Annotated in this window: 7 protein-coding genes and 1 pseudogene; 2 read left to right on the forward strand and 6 right to left on the reverse strand. The window is 41.9% G+C overall.

Going from position 1 to position 14,417, the window contains the following annotated elements; translation table 11 throughout:
- Positions 1-168 precede the first annotated feature (168 nt).
- The 5 genes from hupY to K5J94_RS08805 all read right to left on the reverse strand — a co-directional run bounded on the left by hupY (position 169) and on the right by K5J94_RS08805 (position 8,151).
- A complete protein-coding gene (gene hupY, locus K5J94_RS08785; protein ID WP_221912964.1) occupies positions 169-3,312 on the reverse strand; it encodes a leucine-rich repeat adhesin HupY/LrrG in 3,144 nt (1,047 codons plus the stop codon).
- 432 nt (positions 3,313-3,744) lie between these two features.
- The gene (locus tag K5J94_RS08790; protein WP_221912966.1) at positions 3,745-4,665 is read right to left on the reverse strand and encodes a magnesium transporter CorA family protein; all 921 of its coding nucleotides are present in this window, start codon (positions 4,663-4,665) and stop codon (positions 3,745-3,747) included.
- 101 nt (positions 4,666-4,766) lie between these two features.
- A complete protein-coding gene (locus K5J94_RS08795; RefSeq protein ID WP_159548848.1) occupies positions 4,767-5,930 on the reverse strand; it encodes a permease in 1,164 nt (387 codons plus the stop codon).
- Positions 5,931-6,020: 90 nt separating this feature from the next.
- On the reverse strand, positions 6,021-6,983 hold the full coding sequence (locus K5J94_RS08800) for a Gfo/Idh/MocA family protein (protein ID WP_221912968.1): 963 nt from the start codon (positions 6,981-6,983) through the stop codon (positions 6,021-6,023).
- Between the two features lie 190 nt (positions 6,984-7,173).
- Positions 7,174-8,151, reverse strand: a complete 978-nt coding sequence (locus K5J94_RS08805; protein WP_159543553.1) for a C-terminal binding protein — start codon at positions 8,149-8,151, stop codon at positions 7,174-7,176.
- An 835-nt stretch (positions 8,152-8,986) separates the two neighbouring features.
- Here K5J94_RS08805 and K5J94_RS08810 point away from each other — a divergent pair.
- Together K5J94_RS08810 and K5J94_RS08815 are read left to right on the forward strand one after the other, a co-directional pair.
- Positions 8,987-9,727: an IclR family transcriptional regulator gene (locus tag K5J94_RS08810; protein ID WP_159548857.1), complete on the forward strand. Its 741-nt coding sequence runs from the start codon at positions 8,987-8,989 to the stop codon at positions 9,725-9,727.
- Between the two features lie 445 nt (positions 9,728-10,172).
- Positions 10,173-13,946, forward strand: a complete 3,774-nt coding sequence (locus tag K5J94_RS08815; RefSeq protein ID WP_221912970.1) for a pullulanase — start codon at positions 10,173-10,175, stop codon at positions 13,944-13,946.
- Positions 13,947-14,143: 197 nt separating this feature from the next.
- Here the strand turns inward: K5J94_RS08815 and K5J94_RS08820 are convergent.
- A pseudogene (locus K5J94_RS08820) lies at positions 14,144-14,407 on the reverse strand (PTS sugar transporter subunit IIC); the annotation flags it as partial.
- Positions 14,408-14,417 lie beyond the last annotated feature (10 nt).

Here is a 14,417-nt window from a genome sequence, read left to right on the forward strand (position 1 = left end):
AGTATGGGAACAAAAAATTATTACCTTGTAAAAACTGCACGAAATCTTCGCTAAGAAAGGCTGATTTCATGCAGTTTTTTATTATTTTTTAGTGCTATTTTAGCTGTAAGTGAATTTTGCATTCCTTACTTGACTTATTTACTAGAGAGCATTTTCTTGCTAAAATGCTTATTCTTTTTTAGATGATCGTAATTTAAAGAAACCAAAGAAACCAAGCAGGGCGAGTCCTAATAGCCTTATTGGCATAGCTGCTGGTTGTTCAGCTGTTTGTGGTAAGGAAGTCTCTGAAGCAGAATGGCCTGCTTTTACTGATGAGGCTTGCTGGCCAAATACACGTTGGCTGTCTGCTGCTTTGCCCATTCCCTTTTTCTCTTGACTATTTTCAATGACAACTTGGCTAAGTTTATTGTTAGTAGTTCCTGGAATGTGCTGGCTAGGGCTTTGCTTAGCGTTTTTACCAGCAAGTTGGCTTTGTTTGGCCTTGTGCTTCATGTAATCTCTTGCAGCATCCTGGATGGCCTTAAAGATTCCTAGACGGTGCTCTGGGGCCTTTTTAACTTCAGAAATGTTAAGCTGGGCAAGGTCTTTATGCAAAATATCATCAATGAAAAGTCCCTCATAGTCAGCTAAGGTTGCAATTGCAAGGGCATGGTAACCTTCATTATCTTCATCAACATTTAAAATAGTATTCCCATAATCATCTTTTTGGCCCTGTCCTATTGTATCACTCATATCAAGGACAAAAAGAATTTTGCCATTTTCATCAGTATAAAGATTAAGTCCGATGTAATACTCAGGAATCGGTAAGGAAGTTTTTAGCAAATAGAGTCCCTGGATCATTCTTGCTTGGGAAATCTCTCCTTGATTCAGTGCTAAGTTGAGGAGCTGATGCAATTCGTTTTCCAAGCGTTTTACCTGAGTGGCGCTTAATGCACTATTATTATAGGAAAGTCGATATTTTGGCAAGTGCTGCTCTAATAGCTTAAGATTAGCAGTTTGAGCTGTTTGTTGAATGACTTGCTCTGCTTTTTTGAGATACTGATCAATGGTTACCCGAGATAGGAAAAAATCAACTTCATACAGGTATTTCAACTGGTAACCCAGGCGTACCGTTTTATTTAAAAGAAGCTGCTGACCAGTTTGTTTCAAGTTAGTAAAGTGTACTGCAGTCGCAGCTCGCAAGCTATCAAAGGCCACTTGGTCAATTCTGCGTAATGCCTGCTCAACTGTTGTCATATCACTTGTCATCAACTCAGGGTCAATTTCAAAGTGGGTTCCATCTGCCAATCGATAGTGATTTTGATGAGCTGTTCTAATGATGACGGCTTTACTCTTATTGTCATCAAAAGCATTAAAGGCGATTTTTGTAACCTTATGAGGGAGATGAACCTCTTCAATCGCATTATTTTTGAAAGCTTCTTCATGGATTGCTGTCAGTGCTGCGGGCAATTGAATGGTTTTTAAGTGATTATGCGCAAAGGTCTGGACACCTATTTCTTCTAAGCCTAGCAGTGCTGATAGATCTAATGCATCTAAAGCGTTGCTTAGAAAAGCCATCTCGCCGATTTTACTGATTTTATTGCCTAAAAAGAGCAGGTGTTTAGCACCATTTTGTCTAAATGCAGATAATCCTATTGTTTCGACATTTTCAGGAATGACAATTGCTGAAATCCGATTGATGTGAAAGGCTGCATCGCCAATTACTTTTAGTTTTTCATTTAGCGTGAGGCTTTCGATAGCATTATTCATAAAAGCGCCTTGGCCAATTTCTTCTAGGTCATCACTTGCTTCAAAACTTTCCAAATTATTGGATTGGAAAGCAAAGGCGCCTATTTTTTTGATGGTTGCTGGAAGTTCAAGACTCTTAATGTCAAATTTTTGCAGGGTTTTCTCAGCAAAATTAACATTTCTAAAAGCACTATCAGCAATTTCCGTAATCTTCACACCTTGATGCTCACTTGGCAAGACAAGGGCTTTGTTTTTTCTGATTTTTTGTAAACCTGTTTGTGAAAAGCCGGTCAAAATATGTCCTTGATACGTGAAATCTGCTTGGGTCCACTGACTAGCATCAAGCTCACCCTGCGCTTGGTTAGCGCTAGCTTGTGGATTAATAAGAACGTTTTCGGTATGTAAGTGATGGGGATTTTGACCATCTGTGGTCCACAATACCACGCTATTGCCATATGCTGCCTCACCTGGGTTACCTGTAAAGCTGTCTGGTCCTAGATGCCGAATGCTGCGAGGCAGTTTAACTTGTCTTAAGTCATTATCTTGGAAAGTTGCCTCTTTTAATTCTGTCAGCTCTTCTCCTTCAAAAATAATATCGGTCAGGCGATTTGACTTAAAGGCTCTTTCTCCAAGGTCTTTTAATGTTTTAGGCAGGTGCAAGGGGCCAGTAATCTGATTGTCAAAGAAGGCCTGATCACCGATTTTACGGATGGACTGTGGGAGCTGCAATTTTTTTAAAGCCATATGCGCAAAAGCATAATCAGAAATGGTGGTTAAGCTATCTGGTAAGTCTACTTCAACTATGCCACTATTATTATTAAACGCATCCTGTCCAATATAAAGGTAGCCTTCAGGAATCATTATTTTATGGATCAGAAATGGTCCAAAATCTTCACCAACTATTGCGATGGGATGACCATCCACATCCAGCTGATTTACTTCGCCATTTTCGCCTTCACGACCAGTATAATCTGCGATTTCTTGAGATTTATAAGGGGTAAAAGCAAAGCTGGCAATCTTAGTCAGCGGTCGGTTATGAGCATCCCTTTGAGGCAAGATGACTTCCGGTGTTTCAGCTAATTTGCGAAGCCCATCTTTGGAAAAACCAAGTAAAGTATCATCCTTGGTTACAAAATCACTAGCCTGCCATGTGTTTTCTGTCCTATGAGGCGCGGATGCTGATGAGGCTTTCTGTGACTGCGGCGCGGGTGCTGATGATGAAGCTTTCTGTGATTGCGGCGCTGTGGAAGTGATGTCAGTAGTTGGTTTTGGAGTTGCCTGGTCTAAAGACCTACTGTCAGCAGCAACGTCAACCTGAGCTGGAGCTTGCTTAGCATCTTCTTTAAATAAATCAGTTACTAAGTCCTGATCACTTGCTTGGTCTAAGCCACTGCTTTTTGACCGCACGTCTAAAGAAGTATCCTCATCGTCAAACCAATCATCAGTCTCAGCCTTTTTCTGATTAAGCTGGGCCTGGTCGCTCGCTGGAGCGTTTTCTAATCCCTGGACTTCCTGAGCATGGCAAATCAAGGTGGCCACAATAAGACTCAGGGTCAGTGCCTGGAGCGGTGTTTTCTTGTTCATTTTTTCCTTTCTAAACAATCATCAACTCTTTCTCAATGAGGTCCCAAAGTTAAAAAGTGAGATTGTTTGATTTTATTAGCCTACTCTAATTATACTATTAGAATATTTTTAAGGGCATTATAGCACAGTTTGCTGACTTTGGCGAATCAAATTTTACTATTCTGCTATTTTTAACCTCGCTAGGATGCTTGCCCAGCATAAAAAACTGGTATGGCCACTTGTGAGATCAGCTGAAACATGGCTTACGCAAAATCAGCTGAGCTTGAGAAAATGCTCTAAAAAACAAGACAGAAAGCTCTGCCTTGGGTTCATTTATGCTAAAGGGTATCCCTGCCTACACAAGGCTAGCCCACTGATGCAGCGCAAGCTGTGAGTCAGCCACCTCAAAAAACGCCTGCTCAGCAGATATGAAGACAATCAACTGTCAAAGCACTAGCGATTCCACCTATCATCATGGTCATGATTGACAAAACGTCGCATCGCCACCATGGCTATGAGAGCAAATAAGCTGGTAATGAGCAAAATGAGCAGCCAAACGACATCTATCTTGGCAAAAGGCAGTTTGACATTCATGCCGTAAAAACTCGTCACAGCAGAAATAATGGCAAGCCCTACAGATATGATGGTCAAAACCGTTACATTATCATTAAGCCGATTGCTCAGCACATTATTATAAGATGAAGCCAGCTGCTCCAAGATCCGGGTATGTAAGGAACACATGTTGGATAGCTGGCGCGCCTCAATAAGAGCATCGGTTAATTGCTCTTTTTCTACCTCCAAATCATCGTCATCTTGGCTAAGCGCCTTCAAATCATTTAACATTTCCGAATTTTGCTTCGACCCCATTAAAAGGTAGACCGATCCGCTTTGCAAATTCGCAAGTACAGCCAGATTGTGCTTATTGGGACGTTTTCGTAAATCTTTAATGAGATGATCACGATGCTGTGTAATATCATCCATTAAGGCAAAATACTGCTTTGTAAATAGGGTTAAGAGCTGATAGAGCATGTGCCTGGGCGACTGAGTCTGATCGATCTGCTCTGCCATTAATACACTCATAGAATGCGTAAGAGGCGTGGTGAGTAATACGAGACACTCCGCATTAAGCACAAAAGTCAAGGGATGAAATTTAGGAATATCCCCAATATGAAAAGGAACAACAGCCTGCTCTAAGACTTGGTAAACCACTGTCAAAAAGGCTTCATTTTTTTCAGTAAAGGAAGCCTCATGGCGGTCTTGGGCATAAGCCAAAATTTCTTTAGTCACCAATTGCTTTGAGATGAGTTGGTTTTTTTCGTCTTGGGAGAGCTCTGCCAAATTAATGATGCGTAGGGCATTTTGGTTACGAGACATAAGCAATAAGGCTCCTTTCACGAGCTAAATACTTGCCTTCTATTATGGAGTAAACAAAAAGAAATAACAAGCGATTAGGCTGCTATTTCCTTTAGCTAAGTTTAAGGTTTGATAGCCAAGATGACCTCTTTTTGTTTGGGAAGAGCAAGGCTCTCTAAGTGATTAACCAATAATAACATCCAAGTCATAGCTAACAAGGATCCCGCTAGCTCAAAAGCTGTTAAAGACAAATAATGCACGCCTTGAAAACCAATCGCAAGGACAATCAAAACACCTACTATGCTATAGGAGGTGACCAGAAAATCACGACTAGCCTTTGGCACCAACCACTTGACTCCTAAAATAAGAACAATCATCAAATAAACAAGAGCATTGGCCACTCTAATGTGCATGTGATGAGAGCCCTGATTATTAGGAAAATAACCAATTGCTCCTAGACTCAGCGCTGCTAGAGACAACAACAAGCGTAGCACTATTAATTTCTTTTGATGGCCAAGCACATGCGTCAAAACGACGAAGAGATAGTCAATTAAGGCCATAAGCACAAAGGCTGACAGAATAAGTGTCACATTGAAGCGCCAGCTATCACGCGCCTGACTAGTCCCTAAAAAGCTCAGGTTAAACTGCCACCAGCGTCGGGTACTGTTAGTCGCCATGGACAAGAAAAAACCGCTGAGCATAATAATAGGAAAGAGGCTTGGCAACCAACTGACACGGATCCGATCCGACAGCTGCACCCAAAGCACAGCCATCATATAAACCATAATTCCAACTAAAAGACTTGAGGTCAGCTGATCGAATTTCGCTCCCAAAAAGAGCTGCTCTAAAAGCCAGGTGAAACCTAAGAGGATCAAAACTTGCACAACGGTCAAAGCAATCCCCAAAACTGGAAGAATCCGCCAAAAGACCTTATTGTCAAAGCCGCCAAGAAATTGCTCGCGCTTTCGAATTAAATTTATATGAAAGAGCACTGTGGCAATAAGACTACCAAAGACAAGCAGGGCACTGGCAATCGAGAGATCTCCAACCAAGGGCACTAGTTGCATTTGCCAAAATTGAGCCAAGCCATAAGTCAGGCCACTAGCACAAAGACTAAGGAGAATCATAATCCCTTGAGGAATAGTTGAAGCTTCTTCATCAAGAGACTCTATAATCTGGAGTTCCTGCCGAGACAAAGAAACGGTGACCTGGAGGCGGTCCATATGTTGAAGGTGCTCAATTGTCTCTGGTGGTAAGGGGAAATGTAAGGATTGTCGTTTTGTCATGTTCCCATTATAAGCTGTTTTTCTAGGCTTGTAAATGTCCCTCCAGTGCAAAAAGAAGTTGCGCCTTAGCCCAACTCCATTTTAGATAGATTATGCTTTTCCCCAAGACTTGTGTAGGCCTTCCATAACCTTAACTCCTAGCAGAGTCAATTCTGGTGTCATGACTGGACTGAGTAACTGTCCCTCTTGAATCATATTGCTGACATGGTCAATCTCTGCAGTGAAATCACTGTCCATTGGTGCTTCTAGGAGATGCTTATTACCATCGGCATCGGTTATCGTTGCTACCGTTGTTCTCCAAAATTGTGGCACTTGGAGTGTCCCCTTAGTCCCTCGGATTATGAGTTCATGTTTAAGATTTAATTCTGTCGTTAGAAAGACATCTACCAAAAGGCCATTGCTCAGCTGCAAGATAAGTTTCGATTGGCTATCACTCTCACCTTGGGGAAAATTAGCAATCCCGCCTGCTTGCTGAATGGGAGAATCAAAAAGATATTGAACATAACTCAAGGCATAAGGAGCCATCGAATAGACGGTCCCCCCACCAGCAGACAGATCACGCCACCATGAAACATGATCAATGTGAGGATAAGCCGTGGTCGAAGATACTGAAACAATCTGCCCTAGAGCTCCTAAAGCAAGTACTTGTTTTATTTTCTGAGTCATCGGAATAAACACCGCTTTTTGTGCTTCCATCAAAAAACACTTCTGACGAAAAGCCAAATCAAACAGCTCACGCGCCTGATGATAGGCAAGGCAAAAGGGTTTTTCAACTAAAACATGCTTTCCAGCTAATAGGGCTTCTTTGGCCACATTATAATGCTCTTTATTAATAGTTGCTACATAAATAACATCAATATCTTTATCAACTAGCATTTGCTTTAGACTACCGTAAGCTCGCGGTACCTGATACTTGGTCGCAAAAGCTTGCGCATTCTCTAAAGAGCGACTAGAAACAGCCAAAACGTCACTATTTTGTGTTAACCGAGCCCCTTCAATAAACCGTGGTGCCACTTGCGCTGTTGAGACAATTCCATATCTAATCTTATTCATAAAAACGCCATCCCATCCCCATCGTTTCACGATCATTATTCTACAATTATAGCATAAAACTAATGCTTAGGTCGCCGCAAAGAAACGGATATGTCCTTATGACTAGATTAATCCAGTAAAAGGGGGACTACATATCAACCTAAGCCCGGGGTGGTAGTAAAGACAAGAAGCTCACCGTTTAGGGATGCCCTTATAAGTCAATTTCTTTAGCATTAACAAGGCCAGCCTGTTGGTAGTCTTGACGTAAGTAAGCCTGCAGGTTTTCCAAATTTTCCCGTACGCCCTGCAAAAAAGCCTCTTGTGAATAAAACGCAATATGAGGAGTCAAAAGGACATTTTCCATAGGTATAAATGGCAATTGCTCCAAGTCAGGATCCTCACTGGCTAGGACATCTAGGATGGCATAAGAAATATGACCATTGTGCAAAGCTGTAACGAGATCTTTTTCATTAACAACACCTCCACGCGAAGCATTAATAAAAACTGGCGCCTTTTTAGTAGAAGCAAAAAGATTCTGATTTAAAACTCCTTTAGTCTGGGGAGTAAGGGGAAGATGGCTGGAAATATAATCACTGTCTGTAAAGAGCTCTTCAAGACTAACTGATTGCACACCAGCCTTGCTGAAAACGTCTTTAGCAACAAAAGGATCATAGGCCAAGATTTGGCAACCAAAGGCCTGCATCCGTTTAGCCACCAGCCTGGGAATATTACCAAATCCAATCAACCCAACTGTCTGGACAAAGAGGCGATGCATATCAAGAAAGTGCTCACTATCCCACTGCTTCCTCACTTTAACGACTTGGTTAAAATCATGAATTCTTCGATTGTGCATCAAGATAGCCGCCACAACATAATTAGCAACTTCATCAGTACAGTAATGTACCAGATGAGAGACCGGAAGTTTAAGCTGATTTGCAAACGTTAAATCAATGTTGTTAACACCAACTGAGCGGTATAAGACTAATTTTAGGTTAGGAAGATTCTCCAAAACATGTTGGGTTAGAGGTTCATAAACCGTAATGAGCACGTCAGCGTCTTGTGCATTTTGAATAATCTCTGCTTCGGTTTGGCAAACTCTGACATCAATAGAGACATCTAAGCCTAATTCCTGAATTACTTTTTCTTCATACTGCAACATCTGATCTTCAAAAAGCCTAACAATTTTCATTTTAGCGCTCCTTTCACTTTAGCTGACAAACCATTGTGCGATTAAAATAATAAAGATAATGGATAGAAATGTTCTTGCTAAAAAGATGGGCACAACAGCTAAAAAAGTCATCTTTTTATTGGTTGACATTAATAATGCTGCCGTCTCTGATCAATAGATAATGTGCATCACACTACCTGTAGCAAATTATGAACCAATCGTTGCCACTTCTTTTGTAGTGAAATAACCTTTTTCGAATAATTCTTCTGTGACCATAATGGCAGCATTACCAGGTCCGATCCAGAAAGTATCGTATCAATTTTACCATTACAGCTAATGGGTATTAGCATAAAGAAAATCCCAAAAAGCGTCAAGACGACAAACTTAAATAGGCCAGCAAGCCTATTTTGAAGCGAAAGCTGCGACATATCAAATCTCTTTTCTTTATTTTGGAACAGCGTTCCGTTTTATCATAGTCCTTTGTAATACCATTGTCAAGAATTTTGTAAAACGCTTTCAAAAAATGCACTAGACTCTTCTTTGGGGCTTGCTTTGACCTTATGGCCAAGCTTAATGACTAAAATCTGCTTTGTTTATGTTTGAATCAAGCTTTATCTAAACAAGGTAATCTTTACAAAAAGCAAACCTATTTTGTATTTGTAGACCATCTACAGGTGCTTATCAGAACAAAACTTGTACTGTTTGACTTCAATAATTATCTGACTTTTTGGCGGTAGCCCTTTTTTTAGGGTACCAAGCCCTTCTTTTGACTCACAAAGGCCCAAAGATTAAGGTGCTTACTTAACTAATAGCCTAAGTTTTTTCATGTTATAATAGATAGATAACAGGAGGAAATATGACAGATTACCATATCAAAACCTTAGATAATGCCGTGCTCATTCTGGATAGTTTAGCTGATGATCGTCCTTTAGGTGTTTCAGAGATTGCCAGACAAACCAAGCTTTCAAAGACAACCGTCTTTCGTCTCCTCAAAGCCTTAGAAATACATCACTTTGTCATTCAAATTGATCAAAACATTTATACTTTAGGCTATGGGATGCTACGGTACAAACCCATTGACGTTCATAATCAAGCGTTGATAAAATTGGCAAAACCTCATATGCAAACCTTTACGCAAATGACTGGTGAAACCATTAACTTAGCCATTCACCATGATAAGCAAGTTTACTTTATCCATACTGAAGCAGGGGAAACTTATCTCTTGCAGTTTTCTCTTGCACCAACAGCCAAACTGTATTGTTCCTCTATGGGGAAAATTTTTCTGAGTCACATGACTGACGCAGAAATCCAAGACTATTTTAAAAAAGATTTAAAGGCTAGGACGCTAAACACCATTACAGACTACGCGCATTTCCAGATTGACAAAAAAGCCATTCTTACCACTGGCATTGCTTATGACCAAGAAGAATATGAATATGGTTTAACCTGCCTAGCAACAGGACTCTATCAAAACAAACAATTGATTGCTGCAATTGGATGTTCAGGGCCGACCAGTCGGCTTAAGATTAAAGGGTACGACTTTTTAGAAAAACAGCTCAAAGAGACTGCCCAGCGCATCAATGAGTTATTAAATTAAGCAAATAAGAGGCAAGCAGCCAACTGATACTGACCTGACTGTTACTTGTTATCGGTATAAAGCCGACTTAGGCATTTAAAAAATCCGCCGGCAATAACCAAAAATAGCCAATAACTCTAGAGGGCAGGTCCATGAAAATCTTAGGAGAGTGAAATAATCATGGCTGAAGACGTTTGTCTCAGCCTTTTTTGTAAGTTGATTCCTAAAATAAGAGCACACGCACCTACGTAACAGGTTTTAGCCCCTCCAATCTAGCTGCTCTTGAATTTCAAACGCTTAAGCCTTTGTTCTTTGCTTGACAGGTCACCTCTTTCACAGCATTGCATAAAAAAGCAAAAGACTGGTAGTAAACTTCCTGGGATTTTCAGAAATCAATTACAAATTGCAAGCGGTTGCGCAATATGGTAAGATATTTTTGAAAACTTTCAAGCATTAGGAGGATTTTATGACAAAACACTCTTGGCCTGGTAAAGCAAGCCACTTGCGGCAAGAGCATTTCCGTTACGCCATTAAAAAGTTAAGTATTGGTGTTACCTCTGTCGCTATAGGAGCTGCTTGGCTTGGGATTAGTAAGCCTGTGTTAGCACAAGAAACAAAGGCTGACAACCAGCCAGTAGCACTTGACTTAACAGCAAATAGCCAAGCACTAACTGAGGATCATTTTACAAATCAAAGCGATTATGCAAGCGATGGCACAGCGACTGCCAAACAGACCCTTGCTGATTCTAGTGCAAGTCCAGCCAGCACGTCATTGACCCCTCCTAATGAAGCGCAAGCAAAGAAGGAGATAACTGATAACCGTGCTCAAGCTAAAGCTAAAACCACTACCACTCTAGAAAGCACAGCCCATTTCCCCAATAAGCCAGACGTAAACATCAAAGTCCCAGCTGAGACTGAGCAAGCCCCACTGCCAGCACCAAATGCTACGGCTGAGGGTATAGTCACAGCTCCTAAGATTGAGCCTGGGTATTTTCGCTTACATTTGCAGACTTTGCCTGATCAGCCCCTGGACAATTTGGGCTTATGGCTGTGGGATGATGTTGAGAGGGCTTCAGATGGCTGGCCACTGGGAGCTACGCCCTTAGCTCAGGCTCAAAAAGATGATTTTGGCTACTATCTGGATATTAAAATGTCCAAGTCCAGTCATCAGCAGCTCTCCTTTTTGATTAATAATCATCAGGGAGACAATATCTCACAGAATCGGCACATTGCGCTCATTGATCCACAGATGAATGAGGCCTGGGTTGATAGTGCCTATAAGATTTTTACATACCGACCTGTGCCAAAAGGATATGTGCGGATTAATTACCGTCATTCTACTGACAACTATGACCATCTGGCTGCCTGGGTCTTTAAAGACGTCAGCAACCCCTCACAAGATTGGCCAACCGGGGCTTGCGATTTCGTCAAAGAGGGCCCATATGGCAAATACGTTGATATTCCTCTCAGGGAAAATGCCAAAGAGCTCGGCTTTCTTATCCTCGATAAAAGTAAAAAAGGAGATGATGTGAAAATTCAACCAAACGACTATCTTTTTAAAGATTTAGCCAATCATAATCAGGTCTTTGTTAAAGATACCGATCCAAAAGTTTATAACAATCCTTATTATGTTGATCAAGTGGTGGTTAAAAATGCCGAGCAGACCAGTCTAACAACGATCAAAGCTCGTTTTTCAACTTTAGATGGGGTTGATGAAACCCAGCTGCGCAAAGAAATCAAAGTCACAGATAAGGCCGGCCAACCGGTGGAAGTGACGGCGCTTTCGCTTGATCCTCTCCATGCTATCCTCACCCTCTCTGGTAATTTTAAGGCAGAGTCTGCGAATTATACAGTGTCCTATGGCAAAAGTAAGGCCACAACCTATCTCGCTTGGGAACTCAAAGATCAGCTCTATGCCTATGATGGCGAACTTGGAGCCAAGCTTAATGAAACAGGAACGGCCGTTGATTTGCGTTTGTGGTCCCCAAGTGCTGATGCGGTGAAGGTCGTTGTTTATGATAAGACTAACCAAGACCTCGTTCTAGCTCAGGTGGCCATGACCAAAGCCCAAGCAGGTGTCTGGCAAGCACACCTGGACCACACAAGTCTGCCTATTAGCAACTACGATGGCTACTATTACCACTATGCCATCACGCGCGGTGATCAAACAGTACTGGTGTTAGATCCTTATGCTAAATCCCTAGCGGCCTGGGATAGCAACCACATCACTGAGCAAGATAAGGTTGCTAAAGCCGCCTTTGTTAATCCAAGTCAATTAGGGCCAAAGCTTGATTTTGCAAAGATTGATGGCTTTGAAAAACGCGAGGATGCCATTATCTACGAAGCTAATATTCGTGATTTCACCTCAGATCTTGCCCTTGAAGGACAGCTTAAGCAGCCATTTGGCACCTTTTTGGCCTTCACAGAAAAATTAGATTACTTAAAAAATCTAGGAGTCACCCATATCCAGTTAATGCCCATTATGAGCTACTTCTTCGTCAATGAAAATGATAAATCACGCTCAAACGACTACAGCTCAGCAGACAATAACTACAACTGGGGCTATGACCCGCAAAGCTATTTTGCCTTAACAGGGATGTACGCGACCGATCCAACTAATCCTAGCCTGCGGATTACAGAATTTAAAAACTTAGTCAATGAGATCCATAAACGTGGCATGGGAGTCATCCTTGATGTCGTTTACAATCACACCGCCAGAACCTATATTTTTGAAGACCTTGAGCCAAACTACTACCACTTTATGAACGCTGACGGAAGCCCTCGTGAAAGCTTTGGCGGAGGACGGCTAGGTACAACCCATGCCATGAGTCGTCGGGTTTTGGTGGATTCCATTACCTATTTCATCAATGAATTTAAGGTTGATGGCTTTCGCTTTGACATGATGGGAGACCATGATGCTGCCGCTATCGAAAAGGCTTTCCAAACAGCCAAGACACTTAATCCCAATATTATCATGATTGGTGAGGGCTGGCGCACCTTCCAAGGCGATGAGAATAAAAAAGTCACAGCAGCTGATCAAGATTGGATGGCAGCAACAGATACAGTTGGCGTCTTCTCAGACGACATCCGCAATGCCTTAAAATCAGGCTACCCCAACGAAGGCACTCCCGCCTTTATCACAGGTAGTCCTAAGAACTTAGAGCTTATTTTCAACAATATTAAAGCCCAACCAACAAACTTCAAGGCAGATAGCCCTGGTGATGTCGTTCAATATATTGCCGCCCATGATAACTTGACGCTACACGATGTTATTGCTAAATCTATCAATAAAGACCCTCAACTAGCCCATGAAGAAATCCATAAGCGAATTCGCCTTGGTAACACCCTTATCCTAACCGCACAAGGAACAGCCTTTTTGCATTCTGGACAGGAATATGGTCGAACCAAACAGCTCCTAAATCCTAACTTCAAAGGGCGGGTCAGCCAGGAACAAGCTCCTAATAAATCAACAGTCATTGATGCTGTTAGCGACTTTCCTTACTTCATTCATGATTCTTACGACTCCTCAGATGCGGTCAATCATTTCGATTGGACCAGGGCCACCGATACCAGCAAATATCCCATTAGCACCAAAACACAGGCTTACACAGCCGGTTTGATTGCTCTGCGGCGATCAACCGATGCCTTTCGTAAAGCAAGCAAAAGCCAGATAGACCAAGAGGTGACCCTCATCACCCAAGCTGGACACCATGGGATTAAAGAAGAAGATCTGGTCATCGGTTATCAAACAATTGCGACCAATGGTGATTGCTATGCTGTTTTTGTCAATGCCGACCAAGAACCACGACGTTTAATACTTCCCCAAATTTATCAGCAGCTTTTACAAGGAGAGGTCCTTGTGGATGCTGAACAAGCCGGAACAAGCCCAATCAGCCAGCCAATTGGCATAACCTTCACTAAAGATAGCTTAACCCTAGCTGGCTTAACAGCCGTCGTCATTAGGCTCGCTCAAGCACACCAACCATCAGCAGCTGATTATCAAATGCCGCAAGAACAAGACAAAGCTAAGCAAGAAGACGGACCAAGTCCTCAAACCAGCACCAACCAACAAGGAGGCACGCAAACCCATTTCCTACCTGAAGCAAGGACAAGTAGGGAATCGCAAAATATGCTAGCAAAAACTGGTGACTCCAAGTCCAAAACCTTCTTAGCTCTAGTACTGGCCTTAACAGGCTTGACTGGTCTAGTGATCTCTAAGTGGCATAAACCAAAGAAATAAACCCAAGGTCAATAGGCACAGGCTTAGCTTATGCCTTGACTGATAGACGATAACTCAGGCCATTCACTAGCAGCCTACAAAAGCCAACTAGAATTACAAAACTGCAGGACAGCACGTTTTTTAATCGACTATGCCTGCAGTTTTTATGATGCTGTGAGAAGAATTAGCTTAACCCCAAATCTAGTCTTTGGTACAACCTAATCAAGTAATGTGGCCCGATTAGCTGAGATAACAAATGGTGTCCAGATAAGAAAAGCAATAAAGACATTCAAAAGTGCTACTAAGCCAGCCATTAGATTATTACCCGTTGCCAAAAAAGCATAGAGTCCTGGAGGTGTGATCCAAGGAACAGCCAGATAAACAGGAGGTATTATCCCAGCTTGCGTTGCTAAATAAGCAATGGTTGCACAAATTGGAGGAATAATCAACCACGGAATCACAAATAAGGGGTTCAATACCATTTCTGTAAAG

This window comes from Streptococcus halichoeri, from assembly GCF_019774635.1.
Classification (GTDB): Bacteria; Bacillota; Bacilli; order Lactobacillales; family Streptococcaceae; genus Streptococcus; species Streptococcus halichoeri.